The sequence below is a fragment of the Domibacillus aminovorans genome, from assembly GCF_001643235.1.
Taxonomy (GTDB): domain Bacteria; phylum Bacillota; class Bacilli; order Bacillales; family Domibacillaceae; genus Domibacillus; species Domibacillus aminovorans.
In genome coordinates, this window is record NZ_LQWY01000004.1 from 1 (window position 1) to 18,487 (window position 18,487).

Genomic DNA, 18,487 nt, shown 5'->3' on the forward strand with positions numbered 1-18,487 from the left:
CCCTGTGAGAGCAGGACGCCGCCTGGCACGTTAAGACAACTTAAATCATTAAGTTGTCTTTTTTGTATATAAATAAGCAAATAAATTGCAATGATTAATCAATTTCCTTTATAATTATCGTCAAATATAGTCAAAGTCAAGGTGGGGAACAGAATGAGAAACGTTTCTGATATTATTGAACAGTATTTGAAACAAGTACTCGAGCATAGCGGAAGCGAAATCGTTGAAATCAAAAGAAACGAAATTGCAGAAAAGTTCCAGTGTGTTCCTTCTCAAATCAATTATGTCATTAACACACGATTTACGATCGAGCGAGGTTATCTTGTTGAAAGTAAACGTGGTGGCGGTGGATATATTCGTATTATAAAAGTGACAGTGAGAGAGCAAAGTGATTTAATTAATCAACTTTTGGCACTAGTCGGAACACGATTGTCTCAATCTAATGGAGAAGATTTTATTTATCGTCTTCTAGAAGAGGAGGTAATTTCTACACGTGAGGCGAAATTAATGATAAGCGTTATGAGCCGCTCCGTGTTGTATATTGAATTACCCGATCGTGATGAACTACGAGCACGCATGATGAAATCATTTCTTTTATCTCTTAAATATCAGTAAGGCGGTGAATAATTTGATCTGTCAAGAGTGTCATGAACGACCGGCAGCACTTCATTTTACCAAAATAGTAAATGGAGAAAAAACAGAAGTCTATTTTTGTGAAAAATGTGCCCATGAAAAGGGAGAATATTTATTTGGCGGACATCCTGCATTTTCTCTTAACAATTTACTTAGTGGATTGTTTAGTTCAGAACCTCTTTTTTCATCTAATGCTGCATCTCATGGGGAAGATGAACATTGCGAGAAATGCCATATGACGTTTCAAAAATTTTTACAAACAGGCAAGTTTGGTTGTGCGCATTGTTATACAGCGTTTGATTCCAAGCTTACACCTATTTTAAAACGCCTTCATGGGGGTAATACTAGGCATCAAGGGAAAATACCAAAGAGAATGGGCGGTGCGCTTCATTTGCAGAAAGAGTTGCACCTGCTACGTGAACAGCTTAATGAAATGATTGCTAATGAGCATTTTGAGAAAGCGGCAGATGTTCGTGATCAAATAAGAGAAGTAGAGCATAAGTTGTCAGGTGAAGGGGGCGGTGCGTAATATGTCATTGGAACGCTTTATTAATCAGCAGACGAGTTCTTGGATGAGTGGGGGGGGCCCATATTCCGACGTCGTACTTAGTACACGTGTAAGGCTTGCCCGCAATTTTAGTGATGTATGCTTTCCAACCGTTTTTCAGTTTGATGATGCAAAACAGATTGTGGAGCAAATAAATACAGCTACATCAAAAAAATTATCTCTTGAGCTGCTCAAGATGGAGGACCTTTCGCCGCTTCAAAAAAGAGTATTGGTTGAAAAGCATTTAATCAGTCCTCTTTTAGCAGAATCTTCGCTGTACGGTGCAGCGCTTATTTCAGAGCAGGAAGATATCAGTATTATGGTAAATGAAGAAGATCATCTTCGAATCCAGTGCCTTTCATCTGGTCTGCAGCTACAGGAGACACTGAATGAAGCAAATCGTATTGATGATATGATTGAAGAAAGTGTTCAATACGCATTTGATGAAAAGCGAGGTTATTTAACAGCCTGTCCGACAAATGTTGGAACGGGTCTTCGGGCATCAGTAATGATTCATTTGCCAGGACTTGTGCTGACCCGACAAATGAACCGGATTATCCCGGCGATCAGCCAGCTTGGTTTAGTTGTTAGAGGAATTTACGGGGAAGGAAGCGAAGCTTTAGGAAACATCTTTCAAATTTCAAATCAGTTAACACTTGGCAAATCGGAAGCGGATATTATTAACGATTTAGGCAGTGTTGTACATGAGTTGATGATGAGAGAGCAATCAGCACGTGATGCGCTGGTGAAGACTTCTCATATTCAACTTGAAGATCGTATATTCAGATCATTTGGTGTTTTATCGAATTGCCGCATGGTTGAAACGAATGAAGCATTTCAATGTTTATCCGACGTTAGATTAGGGATCGATTTAGGGTATATTCAACATATATCCAAAAGTATTTTAAATGAATTAATGATATTAATGCAGCCTGGCTTTTTACAACAATATGCGGGTGGGCCGCTGCGGGCGGAAGAGCGCGATGTCCGGCGGGCAGCACTCATTCGAGAACGTTTAACGATGAAAGAAACTAATTAATATAAGGGGGAAATGAGTATGATGTTTGGTCGTTTTACGGAGAGAGCTCAAAAAGTATTGGCACTGGCACAGGAAGAAGCCATCCGGCTGGGTCACAGCAACATTGGTACGGAACATATTTTGCTCGGCCTCGTACGTGAAGGAGAAGGCATTGCTGCGAAAGCCCTTTATGGTTTAGGTCTCAGTGCTGAAAAAATTCAGGAGGAAGTAGAAGAGTTAATCGGAAAAGGCGACGGAGCTTCGAAAACCGTTCATTATACGCCGCGTGCGAAAAAAGTAATTGAGCTGTCAATGGATGAAGCACGTAAACTTGGCCATTCTTACGTAGGTACAGAGCATATTTTGCTTGGTTTGATCCGTGAAGGGGAAGGCGTAGCCGCACGTGTACTTGGAAACCTTGGTGTGAGTTTAAATAAGGCTCGCCAGCAAGTACTTCAATTGCTCGGAAGCAGTGAGGGAGGCGGGACGCAGGGCGGTCAGGCTTCGAATGTAAGCACGCCAACACTTGATGGTTTGGCACGAGATCTAACCGTTATTGCCCGTGAAGGAAGCCTTGATCCGGTTATTGGGCGAGGCAAAGAAATTCAACGTGTTATTGAAGTACTGAGCCGCCGGACGAAAAATAATCCGGTCTTGATCGGTGAACCAGGTGTTGGTAAAACGGCGATTGCAGAAGGACTTGCTCAGCAAATCATTAATAATGAAGTGCCAGAAACGCTGCGTGGTAAACGCGTGATGACGCTTGACATGGGGACAGTTGTTGCCGGAACAAAATACCGTGGAGAATTTGAAGATCGTTTGAAAAAAGTAATGGATGAAATTCGCCAGGCAGGCAATATTATTTTGTTCATTGATGAGCTGCATACATTAATTGGTGCAGGTGGTGCGGAAGGTGCGATTGATGCATCGAACATTTTGAAACCATCTCTAGCACGTGGAGAGTTGCAGTGTATTGGTGCAACAACGCTTGATGAATACCGGAAGTATATCGAGAAAGATGCAGCACTTGAGCGCCGATTCCAGCCGATTCAAGTGGATGAACCGACACTTGATGAATCTATTCAAATTTTAAATGGATTGCGTGACCGTTATGAAGCGCATCATCGTGTTGCGATTCTCGATGAAGCGATTGAAGCAGCCGTGAAAATGTCGGATCGTTACATTTCTGACCGTTTCTTACCGGACAAAGCAATTGATTTAATTGATGAAGCAGGTTCAAAGGTTCGTCTTCGTTCATTTACGACACCTCCTAACTTGAAAGAGCTTGAGGTAAAACTTGAGACACTCAGAAATGAAAAGGATTCGGCTGTTCAAGGTCAGGAATTTGAAAAAGCTGCTTCTTTACGCGATGCAGAGCAAAAATTGCGTGAAGAGCTTGAACAGACGAAAAATAGCTGGAAAGAAAAACAGGGAACGGAGAACAGTGAAGTAACGTTGGAAGATATCGCGATGGTCGTATCGAGCTGGACAGGGATCCCCGTTTCTAAACTGGCACAGACAGAAACAGACCGCTTGTTGAATTTGGAAGATATTCTTCACTCTCGTTTAATTGGTCAGGAAGAAGCGGTTACGTCGATTTCGAAAGCCGTTCGCCGTGCACGTGCAGGCTTGAAAGATCCGAAGCGTCCGATTGGTTCATTTATTTTTCTCGGTCCGACTGGTGTCGGGAAAACAGAACTTGCTAAAGCCCTTGCAGAATCGATGTTTGGCGATGAAGATGCAATGATCCGTATTGATATGTCAGAATATATGGAGAAGCATTCGACGTCACGTCTTGTTGGCTCGCCTCCAGGTTATGTCGGGTATGAAGAGGGCGGTCAGTTAACCGAGAAAATTCGCCGTAAACCGTACTCCGTTATCTTGCTTGACGAAATTGAAAAAGCACATCCGGATGTGTTTAATATTTTACTTCAAGTTCTTGAAGATGGCCGTTTAACTGATTCGAAAGGCCGCACAGTTGATTTCCGTAATACGGTCATTATTATGACGTCTAACGTCGGTGCACAGTCATTGCAAAAAAATAAATACGTCGGTTTTAACATTCAAGATACAACACAAGATTTTAAAGATATGAAAGGGAAAGTGATGGACGAATTGAAACGGGCTTTCCGTCCTGAGTTCTTAAACCGTATCGACGAAATTATTGTCTTCCATGCACTTGAAAAGAAACATTTGAAAGAAATTGTGACATTGATGGCGGATCAATTGACGAAGCGATTGAAAGAGCAGGATATTATAGTTGAATTGACAGAGAAGGCAAAAGAAAAAATCGCTGATGAGGGATACGATCCAGAGTATGGAGCACGTCCATTGCGCCGCGCACTACAAAAACAAGTAGAAGACCGGCTTTCAGAAGAGTTACTAAAAGGCAACGTCTTAACAGGCCAGCAAGTGATAGTCGATGTTGATGAAAAAGGCGAATTTATGGTTCGCACAGCAGCTGGCTCCATGTCGTAAATTTTTATGCAGCGGGTCTATATAGACCCGCTGTTTTTCATTTGAAAGGAGAACATTATTTTGGTTAAAAAGAAAACAAAATTCGTTTGTGGTTCGTGCGGCTATGAATCTGCAAAATGGATGGGTAAATGTCCCGGCTGTGGTGAGTGGAATCAGATGGTGGAAGAAACGGCAATTACCGGGACGCCGAAACGGACATTTATGCATACAGAGACAATGATGGCTAAACCATCACGTCTCATTGATGTGGAGACTGCACAGGAACCGCGCGTTGAAACAGGATTGAAAGAATTTAACCGTGTGCTCGGGGGCGGTGTCGTTCCAGGTTCGCTTGTCTTAATTGGCGGCGATCCAGGTATAGGAAAATCGACGCTTCTTTTGCAAGTTTCCTCTCAACTTTCATCAAAAGGGAGCAATGTATTATATATCTCAGGTGAAGAGTCTGTGAAACAGACGAAAATGCGAGCGTCGCGAATGAACATAAATAATGAAAGTCTTTATATATATGCAGAAACAAACTTACAGCTTATTCATTCAGCGATTGAAGAAATGAAGCCGGAGTTTGTCATCATCGATTCCATTCAAACGATCCATCATCCAGAAGTGACATCGGCACCTGGAAGCGTCTCGCAAGTACGTGAGTGTACAGCTGAACTGATGCGAATTGCAAAAATGAACGGTATTGCTATTTTTATCGTCGGTCACGTGACGAAAGAAGGCTCGATTGCCGGACCGCGTTTACTCGAGCACATGGTGGATACGGTGTTGTATTTTGAAGGAGAACGTCATCATACATATCGTATTTTGCGGGCGGTAAAAAACCGGTTCGGTTCCACGAATGAGATGGGTATTTTTGAAATGAAAGAAATAGGGCTAGAAGAAGTCGCGAATCCATCAGAAATTTTTCTCGAAGAACGGACCCAGGGGACATCGGGTTCTACGGTCGTCGCATCAATGGAAGGGACAAGGCCGGTACTTGTTGAAATACAAGCGCTTATTGCCCCGACTGTATTTGGCAATCCGAGACGAATGGCGACGGGAATGGATCATAATCGGGTAACGCTTATTATGGCAGTTCTTGAAAAGAGGGTCGGGCTGCTGCTACAAAATCAAGATGCGTACTTAAAAGTAGCGGGTGGTGTAAAATTGGATGAGCCGGCGATTGACCTCGCTATTGCTGTCAGTATTGCCTCAAGTTTCCGTGACGAACCGACTGGCGCAACTGATTGTTTAATCGGTGAAGTTGGGCTGACGGGTGAAGTGCGGCGTGTGTCGCGTATTGAACAGCGTGTAAACGAAGCGGCAAAACTAGGTTTTACGCGCCTTGTCATACCTGCAAATAATATCGGTGGATGGAAAGCTCCAACCGGTGTGGAAATTGTTGGTGTATCGACTGTTAATGAAGCATTAAAAATCATTTTTGGAAAATAAAAAATGGAACTAAATGCGTTTCAGTCGCGTAATAATAGCGCGGGGCTGAAAACGTGTTTATAATGAAAAGAATAGGGAGGTGAAATAAACATGTTAAAGCGCCTTGTACAGGGTGGATTCATCATTTTAGGTGGTACGCTTGGCGTATTTCTTATTTCGGACTTATTCCATTATTTTCATTTTGATTATCCATTTATTAATAATCCATACATCACTGCGTTCTTAGGTGCACTGGTTTTTTATTTGCTGACGTTTTGGGCAGTGGATTATATTGTGGAGTTTATTAAATGGATTGAAGACCGCATCGTTAATGCACCGCTTACGGATATTTTAATGGGTGGTCTCGGTCTAGTACTCGGACTGCTTGTCGCTATTTTAGTCGGTATTCCGCTCGCGCAGCTTCAATTGCCAATCGTCAATACTGTTGTACCGATCCTTCTAACAATTGCTCTTGGCTATCTCGGTATTCAATTCGGTTTTAAACGTCGCGATGAATTAACCTCATTTTTTTCATCCAATAAAGGACTGAAACGAAAAGACGCCCAGTCTGAAGAAGTATTGCCTATATTACCGGCTAAGTCTTTTAAAATTTTGGATACGAGCGTGATTATTGACGGTCGGATTGCTGACATTTGCGATACAGGGTTTTTAGATGGTACCATCGTCATCCCTCAATTCGTTCTTGAAGAATTACAGCATATTGCTGATTCGTCTGATACACTAAAGAGAACGAAAGGACGCCGCGGGCTTGATATTTTGAACCGGATGCAAAAAGAAATCCCAATTGATGTGGAAATGACTGAAAAAGATTATGAAGATGTTCATGAAGTAGATTCCAAACTTGTTAAGCTCGCCAAAGACATTGGGGGGATTGTGGTCACAAACGATTTCAATTTAAACAAAGTTTGTGAATTTCAAAAAGTATCAGTGTTGAATATTAACGATCTTGCAAATGCAGTAAAACCAGTCGTCATTCCAGGGGAAGAAATGCACGTGCTTGTCATTAAAGACGGAAAAGAACAACGTCAGGGCATTGCTTATCTCGACGATGGCACGATGATTGTCGTAGAAGACGGCCGCGATTTTATTGGTAAACAAATCGATGTCGTCGTCACAAGCGTATTGCAAACATCTGCAGGACGGATGATTTTTGCAAAGCCAAAACACGCATGATGGAAAAAGGAAAGGGTTTGAACGAATGAACTACTTTGTCGTGATTCCGGCTGCCGGAAAAGGAAAACGCATGAAAGCGGGCCGCAATAAATTGCTGCTTGAACTCGAAGGAAAACCTGTTATTATTCATACGCTTGCCGTGTTTGAAGCAGATTCTTCATGCGAAGGAATTGTGTTATCTATTCATCCGGACGAGCGATTCGAATTTGAACAGCTTCTTTTGACGTACAACATACAGAAAGTATACGCATTTGCGACAGGTGGTCAGGAACGCCAGCATAGCGTATACAGCGGCTTAAAAATGCTCCCGCCGGAAACAGACATCGTGCTCGTTCACGACGGTGCTAGACCATTTATCACGAAAGAAACGATTGCAAGGCTCGTCGAAAGTGCAAGCAATACAGGAGCAGCTATTGCAGCAGTTCTGGTAAAAGATACAATTAAACAAGCGGAAGGTGGCGCTGTGTCACAGACGGTTGATCGGTCTAATTTATGGTCGGTTCAGACACCGCAGGCCTTTCGGACGGCTCTTTTAGTATCCGCTCAGCAAAAAGCGGAAGAAGAACAGTTTCTTGGCACAGATGAGTCGTCGCTTGTCGAACGAACCGGCTACCAAGTTCAAATTGTTGAAAGCGATTATGATAATATTAAATTGACGACACCGGAAGACTTATATTTTGCCCGGGCGATCATTGCGAAAAGAAGCGAAAGTCAGGTGTAATTATTTATGTTTCGAATTGGACAAGGATTTGATGTTCATCAACTAACAGAAGGACGCCCGCTTATTATAGGCGGTATTACTATTCCCTATGAAAAAGGGCTGATCGGTCATTCAGATGCGGACGTGCTTTTGCATACAGTAGCAGATGCGTGTCTCGGCGCCGTGGGAGAAGGCGATATTGGCCGTCATTTTCCAGATACAGATAAAGCGTTTAAAGATGCAGATTCAGCGAAGTTGCTTGAACATGTATGGATGATGGTAAAAGAAAAAGGCTATAAACTCGGTAACATTGATTGTACGATCATTGCACAAAAGCCAAAAATGGCTCCATATATTGGTGATATGCAGAAGCGCATCGCAGAACTGTTAGAAGCGGATGCAAGTCAGGTAAATGTGAAAGCAACGACCACTGAAAAGCTCGGATTTCCGGGACGTGGAGAAGGCATTGCATCACAGGCCACAGTCCTTTTAGTAAAAAACTAAGCATAAAACAGCATGGGAGGGTACATAATTATGGCAAATGAAGTACGAGTTCGTTATGCGCCAAGTCCAACCGGACATCTTCATATTGGCAACGCACGAACAGCACTTTTTAATTACTTATATGCACGTAACCTGGGCGGGAAATTTATTATCCGTATTGAAGATACAGATCAAAAGCGAAATATTGAAGGCGGCGAAGAAAGTCAGCTTCAATACTTAAAGTGGCTCGGCATCGATTGGGATGAAGGCCCAGATCAAGGTGGCGATTATGGTCCATATCGCCAATCAGAACGTAATGATTTGTACAAAAAATATTATGAGCAGCTTCTAGAAGAAGGAAAAGCATATAAATGCTACTGCACAACGGAAGAACTTGAAGCGGAACGGGAAGCGCAGCAAGAGCGCAACGAAATTGCCGGCTATTCTGGAAAATGCCGTAACTTGACAAAAGAAGAACAGGCGGTACTCGAAGCCGAGGGACGACGTCCAAGCATCCGATTCCTTGTTCCTGAAGGTGAAACGATAGCCTTTGACGATATGGTGAAAGGGAACGTATCATTTGATTCAGATGGCATTGGCGGCGACTTTGTCATCGTCAAGCAAGATGGAACACCAACATATAATTTTGCCGTTGCCATTGATGATCATTTAATGAAAATGACACACGTTCTTCGCGGAGATGATCACATTTCTAATACACCAAAGCAGCTTTTAATTTACAAAGCACTCGGCTTTGAGCCGCCTGTTTTCGGCCATATGACATTAATAGTCAACGAAAACCGGAAAAAATTGAGCAAGCGTGACGAATCGATCATTCAGTTTATTGAACAATACAAAGAGCTTGGTTATTTACCGGAGGCCCTTTTGAATTTTATTACATTGCTGGGCTGGTCGCCAAAAGAAGAAGAAGAAATCTTTACGAAAGAACAAATTATTGAAGGTTTTGATGCAGACCGACTGTCGAAATCGCCAGCCTTTTTCGATAAGCAAAAGCTTCTTTGGATGAACAATCAGTATATGAAGGAACAATCGATTGAGCGTGTGGTTGAACTAGCGCAGCCTCATCTTATCAAAGAGGGATTGATTGAAAAAACGCTGTCGCCAGAACGAGAAGAATGGGTAACAAGTTTGATCGCGCTGTATCAGGAAAAAATGAGCTTTGGTGCGGAAATTGTTCAACTGTCCGATTTGTTTTTCAAAGAAGATGTTTCATATGATGGCGAAGCGAAAGAAGTACTTTCTGAAGAGCAGGTTCCAGAAGTACTCCGTTCATTTGCTGAAAAGGTATCAGCACTTGAACCATTTGAAGCAGATGGTGTAAAAAAAGCAATGAAAGACGTTCAAAAAGAAACAGGTTATAAAGGAAAAAAACTTTTTATGCCGATTCGCGCAGCGGTGACCGGTCAAACACACGGTCCGGATTTACCAAAGGCAATTGAACTGCTTGGAAAAGAAAAAATTTTAAAAAGGCTAAATGCCGTTCTTGATTAAAAGGATGGTACGTATATAATAGAGTATATATACAAAAAAACGTTGAAGAGGAAAAGTATGCAGCAGATGCCTTTCAGAGAGAACCGTCACTTAGCTGAGAGCGGTTTAGGCCTTTCTGTCTGCAGAAGTGCCCCTCTGAGTCCGCCGCTGAATATATGAGTAAGCGGTGGCGGGTCTAACCCGTTAACAAGTCAAGTTGGAAAAATAGCTATGCTATTTTTCAAACAGAGTGGAACCGCGTTTTAATACGTCTCTGTCTTTCAGAGGCGTTTTTTGTATGTCTGAAATTGGTATTTTGAGAGGAGGGACAACATTGTTTAAAGTGCTAAAAGAAGACATTGATATCATATTTGAACAGGATCCTGCCGCACGAAGCTATTTGGAAGTTATTTTAACGTATTCCGGTCTGCACGCAATATGGTCTCATCGTCTTGCGCATGGTTTTTATAAGCGTAAATTTTATTTTATTGCCCGGGTTATTTCACAAATTAGCCGCTTTTTTACAGGTATTGAAATTCATCCGGGTGCCCGTATTGGGCGTCGGCTATTTATTGATCACGGCATGGGTGTTGTCATCGGTGAAACTTGTGAAATCGGGGATAACGTGACACTCTATCAGGGCGTGACGCTCGGCGGAACTGGAAAAGAAAAAGGAAAACGTCATCCAACGGTGAAGGATGGTGCCTTAATTGCCACAGGTGCAAAGGTGCTTGGTTCGATTACCGTTGGAGAAGATGCGAGAATTGGTGCTGGTTCTGTTGTCCTGAAAGATGTGCCACCAAATTCCACGGTTGTTGGTATTCCAGGCCGAATTGTTGTTCAAAATGGCCGGAAAGTCGAAAAGGATTTAAATCACCGCAATCTGCCGGATCCAGTGGCGGACCGTCTGAACAGCATGGAACAGGAAATTGCCCGCTTGAAAAAGGAATTGGATGAAACGAAGAAAGGGGATTACGAGCGATGCCCGTAATGATGTATAACACGCTTACACGGAAAAAAGAAGAATTTATCCCGATTGATGAGGGTAAAGTGAAAATGTATGTATGTGGCCCGACCGTATACAATTATATTCATATCGGTAACGCCCGCCCAGCCATCGTATTTGATACAGTACGCCGCCACCTGCAATATCGCGGATATGCTGTGACCTACGTCTCTAACTTTACAGATGTGGATGACAAATTAATTCGTGCTGCTAATGAATTAGGTGAAGAGGTGCCGGTTATTGCAGAGCGTTTTATCAAAGCATACTTTGAAGATACACAAGCACTCGGATGCCAAAAAGCAGATGTTCATCCGCGTGTGACTGAAAATATTGAATTAATTGTTGAATTTATCGAACAGCTCGTTGAAAAAGGATTCGCTTATGAATCAGGCGGCGATGTATATTATCGTACACGCCGATTTGATGGCTATGGAAAGCTGTCTCATCAGTCGATTGATGAGTTAAAAATCGGTGCCCGGATTGGTGCTGGTGAAAAGAAAGATGATGCGCTTGATTTTGTTTTATGGAAAACAGCGAAAGAAGGTGAGGTTTCATGGGAAAGTCCGTGGGGAGCGGGACGGCCAGGCTGGCATATTGAATGCTCGGCAATGGCACGCAAATACCTAGGAGATTCGATCGATATTCACGCTGGAGGACAGGATTTAGCTTTTCCACATCACGAAAATGAAATTGCTCAGTCAGAAGCACTGACTGGCAAACCATTTGCCCGCTACTGGCTTCATAACGGCTATATCAATATAGATAATGAAAAAATGTCGAAATCACTTGGTAATTTCGTACTCGTTCATGACATTATTAAAGAAATCGACCCGGAAGTACTACGCTTTTTCATGTTGTCGGTTCATTATCGCAATCCGATCAACTACAATAAAGAATTACTTGACAGTGCTCACGCTTCACTTGAACGTATAAAAACCGCGTATGAAAATGTAAAGCATCGTAAGCAGTCCAGCACCAATTTGGCAGAAAACAACGATCAATGGCTTGAAAAAATCAATGCCCATCATGCCCGCTTCCTCGCTGAAATGGATGACGACTTTAATACGGCGAACGCCATCTCCGTTTTATTCGACTTGTCGAAAGACGCGAATGTGTACTTGCTTGAACCACACACATCTACAGCAGTCATCGATTCATTTTTGTCTAAATATGATGATATGCTCTTCGTGCTCGGACTTTCGATTCAAAGCGAGCAACTGCTCGATGAAGAGATTGAAGACTTGATTGAACAGCGCACTCAGGCGCGTAAAGATCGTGATTTTGCCCGCGCCGATGAAATACGTGACCAGCTAAAAGAGTTAAATATTATTTTGGAAGACACAGCGCAGGGTATCCGTTGGAGACGCGGATGATGAAACAGTTGATGGAACCATTAAAAGAGGCGCAGCAGCTGAACGGATTGGCGCTTGCATATATGGGTGATGCGGTGTATGAAGTATATATACGGAAATTTCTGCTGGAGTCGGGCCGTGTGAAGCCAAATGATCTTCACCGTGCCTCCACGCGTTATGTCTCTGCCAAAGCGCAATCGGCACAGCTTCATCGTTTACGTGAAAGCAATTTTTTAACAGAAGCAGAAGTAACTGTTGCGAAACGAGGCCGGAATGCAAAGTCTGGTCACGTACCGAAAAATACAGATGTACAGACGTACAATCATAGCACTGCGTTTGAAGCGCTGATCGGATTTTTATTTTTAACCGGTCAGCTCGAGCGAATGGAAGAAGTAATTTACAACATTTTAAACGACAGCGATGAAAAAGGGAGTGCGAATGCATGACGCAGGAACAAGAATGGATCGCCGGCCGAAACCCTGTACTCGAAGCATTACGGTCTGGACGTGATATTAATAAGTTATGGGTGCAAGAAGGATCTCAAAAAGGCTCGATTCAGCAAATTTTAAACAAAGCAAAAGAAGCGGGTATCCCGGTTCAGCTTGTGCCAAAAAGAAAAATTGAACAAGTTGTGCCGGAAAATCATCAAGGTGTAGCAGCTTCTGTTGCAGCATATCAATATGCAGAAATTGACGATTTGTTTGCAAAAGCAAAAGAAAGCGATGAACCACCTTTTTTTCTGTTGCTTGATGAACTAGAAGACCCGCATAATCTCGGCTCGATTATGAGAACAGCTGATGCAGTCGGTGTACACGGTATTATTATTCCAAAACGCCGGTCGGTCGGCTTAACTGCGACAGCGGCGAAAGCATCAACCGGTGCGATTGAGTATATTCCGGTTGTCCGCGTGACGAACTTGGTCCGAACGATGGAAGAGCTGAAAGAGCGGGGAATATGGATTGCGGGAACGGATGCATCTGGTGCGGAAGATTACCGACGGTTTGATGGCACGATGCCGCTCTGTCTCGTCATCGGCAGTGAAGGGCGTGGTGTGAGCCGTCTCGTAAAAGAGAATTGCGATTTTTTAATTCAACTGCCGATGAGCGGACATGTTACATCGCTGAATGCGTCTGTTGCCGCTTCTCTCCTCATGTATGAAGTGTACCGGAAGCGTCATCCACTGGGACAATAACGATGGACATTTTACTCGTAGACGGGTATAACATGATCGGTGCTTGGCCGGAACTACGCCAGTTAAAAGAGACGGATTTTGCCGGTGCCCGCGATCGCCTTATTGAATTGATGGCGGAATATCAAGGTGTACACGGCTGCCGTGTTATCGTTGTCTTCGATGCTCATTTTGTCAAAGGGACAGAAAAAAAGTACCGCGATTCAAAAGTGGAAGTCATTTTCACACGGGAAAATGAAACTGCAGATGAACGAATTGAAAAGTTGGCGATTGAGCTTAATAATATTCGTGATCAAGTGAGTGTTGCAACGTCCGACTACACAGAGCAGTGGGCTGTATTCGGACAGGGCGCGCTCCGCATATCGGCACGCGAACTTTTAACAGAGCTGAACATGATGCAAAAGTCGATTGGGAAAAAGCTGGATAAGATCAGCTATTACAAACCGCAGGTGCGAATACCGCTCAGCAAAGAGCAGACAGAAATTTTTGAGAAGTGGCGCCGCGGCGGCAAAATGAATGATTGACGTATAAAAAAAACGTACTGTATAATACTTCTAACTATGCTTTGCAAGCGGAGGGGGATGTGTAAGCTTGAACCGTTCGATAAGTATAAGTATGACGATGGATTCGCTGAACGATGAGCAGTTAGTAGAACTTGTACACAACGGCAACAGCGATGCCCTCGATTATTTAATTCATAAGTATCGCAACTTTGTTAGAGCAAAAGCGCGCTCTTATTTTTTAATTGGTGCGGATAAAGAAGATATTGTGCAAGAAGGCATGATTGGTTTGTATAAAGCGGTCCGAGATTACAAAGGGGACAAGCTTAGTACATTCAAAGCGTTCGCAGAATTATGTATCACCCGCCAGATTATTACAGCCATTAAAACTGCTACGCGACAAAAACACATTCCGCTCAATTCTTATATTTCGCTCGATAAGCCTATTTACGATGAAGAGTCAGACCGTACGTTAATGGACGTGCTAACAGGGGTTAAGGTAACAGATCCGGAAGAATTAATGATTAATCGCGAACAATTTACCAGTATTGAAGGAAAAGTGAATGAATTGTTAAGTGATCTCGAACGGCAAGTGCTTGCTTTGTATTTGGATGGCCGTTCGTATCAGGAAATAGCAGAAGAATTAAATCGACACGTGAAATCGATTGATAACGCATTACAGCGCGTCAAACGGAAATTAGAGCGGTATCTTGAGTTTAAAGAGATGACCAATTAATGAAAACTTGACGAAATATAGCTTTTAATGATACGTTTTAAGAATTGAAATGGTAAGGTGATTAAAATGGCGGAAAAAGTGCCGCTTGAATGTAAAGACTGCGGATCACGAAACTATTCGACGACTGTTACCAACGTTGCCGAACGCCTAGAAATAAAAAAATTTTGCGGTGTCTGCAAAAAGCATACTGTTCATAAACAGACGAAGTGACACCGGCGTATTTCATTTTGGAGGTTTTCAGTACATGTCACGCATTACACAATTTTTCCGTAACGTGCGCTCTGAAATGAGCAAGGTCAGCTGGCCGAAAAAGAAAGAATTAATGACGTATACAATTACGGTTATTGCAACCGTTGTGTTTTTTGCCCTCTTTTTTGCTGTGGTCGATCTAGGTATTTCATGGGTCATTCGGCTAATTTGATAACACGATCAGCTTTCTGGAAAATTAGTTGAATACACATTGTTTTTCCGTGCTATAATGGAATCACATAAAGAAACAAAAAAACCCGTTCAACGGGTTTTTTCATTTGGTTTAAATGAAAAGGAGGGAAGGACAAAAGTCCCTTTCTATGGAAAAAAATTGGTATGTCGTGCACACGTATTCCGGGTATGAGAATAAAGTAAAAGCAAATCTTGAAAAACGTGTTGAATCTATGGGTATGCAAGATAAAATCTTCCGTGTGATCGTCCCGGAGGAAGAGCAAACTGATATTAAAAACGGCAAAACGAAAGTGACGAAGCGAAAGGTATTCCCTGGCTATGTACTCGTTGAAATCGTGATGACGGATGATTCATGGTATGTTGTGCGGAACACGCCTGGAGTAACGGGGTTTGTCGGATCATCAGGCCACGGTTCTAAGCCAACAGCTCTTCTGCCGGATGAAGTAACATCGATACTGAAACAAATGGGTATGGATGAACGCCGCCGCGATGCTGAATTTGAAATTGGTGAAACAGTTGTTGTAAAAGAAGGTCCATTTGCTGATTTTGAAGGAACAGTCGAAGAGATCGACCAGGATAAAGGAAAGTTAAAAGTACATGTTAATATGTTTGGCCGTGAAACACCGGTTGAACTTGATTTTGATCAAGTAAACAAATTAACCTAAAAAAACGGCTTGAAATCTTGCGCGAAAAGTGATACTATTTCTTAGGTCAGTACGTCTAGTACTGTTAAGACTCATTTTATAATCATCTTTATTTAAATAAAGATAGACAGAGTGGGAGGGGCAAAGCCCCATGTACCACATCACGGACTTAAGGAGGTGTGTCTCGTGGCTAAAAAAGTTATTAAAGTTGTAAAACTGCAAATTCCTGCAGGTAAAGCAAACCCTGCGCCGCCGGTCGGTCCGGCACTCGGTCAAGCTGGTGTTAACATTATGGGATTCTGTAAGGAATTCAATGCGCGCACAGCAGATCAAGCAGGATTGATCATTCCGGTTGAAATTTCGGTTTTTGAAGACCGTTCATTTACATTCATCACAAAAACTCCGCCTGCAGCTGTTCTGCTTAAAAAAGCAGCCGGCATTGAATCAGGATCTGGAGAACCGAACCGCAATAAAGTTGCAACGGTTAAACGTGATAAAGTGCGTGAAATTGCTGAAACAAAAATGCCTGACTTAAACGCTGCTAATGTTGAATCAGCTATGCGTATGGTTGAAGGTACTGCCCGCAGTATGGGTATTGTGATTGAAGATTAATTAGTTGTCTGTTTTTGGGGTTGCGATGTGAAGAAGATATCACTTCACACGCAACCTTTATTCGTGGGAGGTAAATCCGTTAAAACCACATAAGGAGGAAATAAAACATGACTAAACATGGTAAGAAATTCCAAGAGGCGGCAAAACTTGTTGACCGCACAAAACAATATTCAGTAGAAGAAGCAATTGAACTTGTAAAGAAAACAAGTACAGTTAAATTTGACGCAACAGTTGAGGCTGCATTCCGTCTAGGTATTGACCCGAAAAAAGCAGATCAGCAAATTCGTGGTGCGCTCGTTCTTCCAAACGGAACAGGTAAAACACAACGCGTTCTCGTATTCGCCAAAGGCGAAAAAGTGAAAGAAGCAGAAGCAGCTGGTGCAGACTATGTTGGTGACAGTGAGTATATTACAAAAATTCAACAAGGCTGGTTTGAATTTGATGTTATCGTTGCAACACCTGACATGATGGGTGAGGTTGGTAAACTTGGTCGTGTGCTTGGGCCAAAAGGTTTAATGCCAAATCCGAAAACAGGTACGGTTACATTTGATCTTGAAAAAGCACTTCAAGAAATCAAAGCTGGTAAAGTTGAGTATCGAGCTGATAAAGCTGGTAACATTCACGTTCCAGTTGGCAAAGTTTCTTTTGACAATGAAAAATTAGTTGAAAACTTCGCAGCCATTTTTGACACAATGCTGAAAGTTAAACCTTCAGCAGCAAAAGGTGTCTACATGAAGAACGTATCTGTTACATCAACAATGGGCCCTGGCGTAAAAATAGATCCATCATTAGTTGCTCAAACAAAAAACTAAGTTGACAACGATCAATTTATCTGGTAAAGTGAATTTTGTTGTGAATATATATGTACATTTGTACCGTAGACAGCAGGGGCACATTGCTTAAATATCCTGCCGAGGACATGCGAAATAGATAGTGTGACAATTATGTCCGCTTTTCGTGCCTCCATGTCTTCCGGGACATGGAGGTTTTTTACGTTTCCCGTGACGGTATTAAATTATGGACAAAATCGTCCGTACAAATTCTACAGGAGGTGTAGCAGATGAGCAGCATTATCGAGAAAAAACAAGCGCTTGTCGATGAAATAGCTGAAAAATTTAAAAATAGTCCATCGACAATCATCGTTGACTACCGTGGTCTTTCCGTGGCCCAAGTTACGGAACTTCGTAAGCAGCTTCGTGATGCAGGCGTTGAGTTCAAAGTTTACAAAAACTCAATGACTCGGCGTGCGGCTGAAGCAGCGAGTATTACAGGTCTTGAAGAGTTCCTTACAGGCCCTAACGCTGTCGCATTCGGCAGCGAAGATGTTGTCGCTCCAGCTAAAATTTTGAATGAATTCGCGAAATCAAACGAAGCACTCGAAATTAAAGCAGGCGTACTTGAAGGCAACTTTGTTTCGGCTGAAGAAGTTAAAGCACTTGCAGAACTTCCTTCACGCGAGGGTCTTCTTTCCATGGTACTCAGCGTTCTTCAAGCGCCAATCCGCAACTTCGCTCTTGCAGCGAAAGCAGTGGCTGATCAAAAAGAAGAGCAAGGCGCGTAATTGTAAGGCAAGCTGCATAGCAGCATCGTAAATACAACCATATTTAAAACACACTAAGGAGGAAATAAAAAATGTCTAAAGAGCAAATCATTGAAGCAATCAAAGAAATGTCCGTTCTTGAATTGAACGACCTTGTAAAAGCAATCGAAGAAGAATTTGGCGTAACAGCTGCAGCACCAGTTGCAGCAGCAGGTGCTGTTGGTGGCGCAGCTGCGGCTGAGCAAACTGAATTCGATCTTATTCTTGCAGCAGCGGGCGACCAAAAAATTAAAGTTATCAAAGCTGTTCGCGAAATCACAGGTCTTGGCTTGAAAGAAGCGAAAGAACTAGTTGATAACACGCCTAAAGCAATCAAAGAAGGCATTGCGAAAGAAGAAGCTGAAGAACTTAAAGCGAAACTTGAAGAAGTTGGCGCTTCTGTAGAAGTGAAGTAATTTTTTGATACAATGATACAAAAGTCCGCTGGAAGCAGCGGGCTTTTGTTTATTGAAG

At 42.6% G+C, this 18,487-nt stretch carries 22 protein-coding genes and 2 other annotated features; all 22 genes read left to right on the forward strand.

Features of this window, described 5'->3' with window-relative positions:
* Window positions 1-153 precede the first annotated feature (153 nt).
* The 22 genes from AWH49_RS01710 to rplL all read left to right on the forward strand — a co-directional run bounded on the left by AWH49_RS01710 (window position 154) and on the right by rplL (window position 18,429).
* Complete coding sequence (locus tag AWH49_RS01710; RefSeq protein ID WP_018395125.1) at window positions 154-615, forward strand: CtsR family transcriptional regulator; 462 nt, start codon at window positions 154-156, stop codon at window positions 613-615.
* A gap of 13 nt (window positions 616-628) precedes the next feature.
* The gene (mcsA, locus tag AWH49_RS01715; protein WP_063964477.1) at window positions 629-1,162 is read left to right on the forward strand and encodes a protein-arginine kinase activator protein McsA; all 534 of its coding nucleotides are present in this window, start codon (window positions 629-631) and stop codon (window positions 1,160-1,162) included.
* Window position 1,163: 1 nt separating this feature from the next.
* Window positions 1,164-2,219 carry a protein-arginine kinase McsB gene (gene mcsB / locus AWH49_RS01720; protein ID WP_063964478.1) on the forward strand — a complete coding sequence of 352 codons (1,056 nt, stop codon included), beginning with the start codon at window positions 1,164-1,166 and terminating at the stop codon, window positions 2,217-2,219.
* 18 nt (window positions 2,220-2,237) lie between these two features.
* The gene (gene clpC / locus AWH49_RS01725; RefSeq protein ID WP_018395128.1) at window positions 2,238-4,676 is read left to right on the forward strand and encodes an ATP-dependent protease ATP-binding subunit ClpC; all 2,439 of its coding nucleotides are present in this window, start codon (window positions 2,238-2,240) and stop codon (window positions 4,674-4,676) included.
* A 60-nt stretch (window positions 4,677-4,736) separates the two neighbouring features.
* Window positions 4,737-6,107, forward strand: a complete 1,371-nt coding sequence (gene radA / locus AWH49_RS01730; protein WP_018395129.1) for a DNA repair protein RadA — start codon at window positions 4,737-4,739, stop codon at window positions 6,105-6,107.
* A gap of 90 nt (window positions 6,108-6,197) precedes the next feature.
* Window positions 6,198-7,280 (forward strand): PIN/TRAM domain-containing protein, encoded by a 1,083-nt coding sequence (locus AWH49_RS01735; protein ID WP_034287946.1) that lies wholly within the window; start codon window positions 6,198-6,200, stop codon window positions 7,278-7,280.
* Between the two features lie 25 nt (window positions 7,281-7,305).
* Window positions 7,306-8,001: a 2-C-methyl-D-erythritol 4-phosphate cytidylyltransferase gene (gene ispD, locus AWH49_RS01740; RefSeq protein WP_063964495.1), complete on the forward strand. Its 696-nt coding sequence runs from the start codon at window positions 7,306-7,308 to the stop codon at window positions 7,999-8,001.
* 6 nt (window positions 8,002-8,007) lie between these two features.
* Complete coding sequence (gene ispF / locus AWH49_RS01745; RefSeq protein ID WP_034287950.1) at window positions 8,008-8,484, forward strand: 2-C-methyl-D-erythritol 2,4-cyclodiphosphate synthase; 477 nt, start codon at window positions 8,008-8,010, stop codon at window positions 8,482-8,484.
* 30 nt (window positions 8,485-8,514) lie between these two features.
* Window positions 8,515-9,975, forward strand: a complete 1,461-nt coding sequence (gene gltX, locus AWH49_RS01750) for a glutamate--tRNA ligase (RefSeq protein WP_034287953.1) — start codon at window positions 8,515-8,517, stop codon at window positions 9,973-9,975.
* A gap of 33 nt (window positions 9,976-10,008) precedes the next feature.
* Window positions 10,009-10,233, forward strand: a binding site (T-box leader).
* Window positions 10,234-10,288: 55 nt separating this feature from the next.
* Complete coding sequence (gene cysE / locus AWH49_RS01755; RefSeq protein ID WP_018395134.1) at window positions 10,289-10,945, forward strand: serine O-acetyltransferase; 657 nt, start codon at window positions 10,289-10,291, stop codon at window positions 10,943-10,945.
* Window positions 10,936-12,333 carry a cysteine--tRNA ligase gene (gene cysS / locus AWH49_RS01760; protein ID WP_063964479.1) on the forward strand — a complete coding sequence of 466 codons (1,398 nt, stop codon included), beginning with the start codon at window positions 10,936-10,938 and terminating at the stop codon, window positions 12,331-12,333. Before cysE ends, cysS begins: the two co-directional genes overlap by 10 nt.
* On the forward strand, window positions 12,333-12,758 hold the full coding sequence (locus AWH49_RS01765) for a Mini-ribonuclease 3 (protein WP_018395136.1): 426 nt from the start codon (window positions 12,333-12,335) through the stop codon (window positions 12,756-12,758). Before cysS ends, AWH49_RS01765 begins: the two co-directional genes overlap by 1 nt.
* Window positions 12,755-13,504, forward strand: coding sequence for a 23S rRNA (guanosine(2251)-2'-O)-methyltransferase RlmB (rlmB, locus tag AWH49_RS01770; RefSeq protein WP_018395137.1), 750 nt, complete (start codon window positions 12,755-12,757; stop codon window positions 13,502-13,504). Before AWH49_RS01765 ends, rlmB begins: the two co-directional genes overlap by 4 nt.
* A 2-nt stretch (window positions 13,505-13,506) precedes the next feature.
* A complete protein-coding gene (locus tag AWH49_RS01775) occupies window positions 13,507-14,025 on the forward strand; it encodes an NYN domain-containing protein (RefSeq protein WP_063964480.1) in 519 nt (172 codons plus the stop codon).
* A gap of 91 nt (window positions 14,026-14,116) precedes the next feature.
* Window positions 14,117-14,737: an RNA polymerase sporulation sigma factor SigH gene (gene sigH, locus AWH49_RS01780; protein WP_034287961.1), complete on the forward strand. Its 621-nt coding sequence runs from the start codon at window positions 14,117-14,119 to the stop codon at window positions 14,735-14,737.
* A gap of 66 nt (window positions 14,738-14,803) precedes the next feature.
* A complete protein-coding gene (gene rpmG, locus AWH49_RS01785) occupies window positions 14,804-14,947 on the forward strand; it encodes a 50S ribosomal protein L33 (protein WP_018395140.1) in 144 nt (47 codons plus the stop codon).
* Window positions 14,948-14,981: 34 nt separating this feature from the next.
* Window positions 14,982-15,158, forward strand: coding sequence for a preprotein translocase subunit SecE (gene secE, locus AWH49_RS01790; protein WP_018395141.1), 177 nt, complete (start codon window positions 14,982-14,984; stop codon window positions 15,156-15,158).
* A 148-nt stretch (window positions 15,159-15,306) separates the two neighbouring features.
* Window positions 15,307-15,843, forward strand: coding sequence for a transcription termination/antitermination protein NusG (gene nusG / locus AWH49_RS01795; protein ID WP_018395142.1), 537 nt, complete (start codon window positions 15,307-15,309; stop codon window positions 15,841-15,843).
* A 165-nt stretch (window positions 15,844-16,008) separates the two neighbouring features.
* Complete coding sequence (gene rplK, locus AWH49_RS01800) at window positions 16,009-16,434, forward strand: 50S ribosomal protein L11 (protein WP_018395143.1); 426 nt, start codon at window positions 16,009-16,011, stop codon at window positions 16,432-16,434.
* 107 nt (window positions 16,435-16,541) lie between these two features.
* Window positions 16,542-17,246, forward strand: a complete 705-nt coding sequence (rplA, locus tag AWH49_RS01805) for a 50S ribosomal protein L1 (protein WP_018395144.1) — start codon at window positions 16,542-16,544, stop codon at window positions 17,244-17,246.
* Window positions 17,247-17,291: 45 nt separating this feature from the next.
* Window positions 17,292-17,435 (forward strand) — a sequence feature (ribosomal protein L10 leader region).
* Between the two features lie 59 nt (window positions 17,436-17,494).
* The gene (rplJ, locus tag AWH49_RS01810) at window positions 17,495-17,995 is read left to right on the forward strand and encodes a 50S ribosomal protein L10 (RefSeq protein WP_063964481.1); all 501 of its coding nucleotides are present in this window, start codon (window positions 17,495-17,497) and stop codon (window positions 17,993-17,995) included.
* A 71-nt stretch (window positions 17,996-18,066) separates the two neighbouring features.
* Complete coding sequence (gene rplL, locus AWH49_RS01815) at window positions 18,067-18,429, forward strand: 50S ribosomal protein L7/L12 (RefSeq protein WP_018395146.1); 363 nt, start codon at window positions 18,067-18,069, stop codon at window positions 18,427-18,429.
* Window positions 18,430-18,487: the final 58 nt, after the last annotated feature.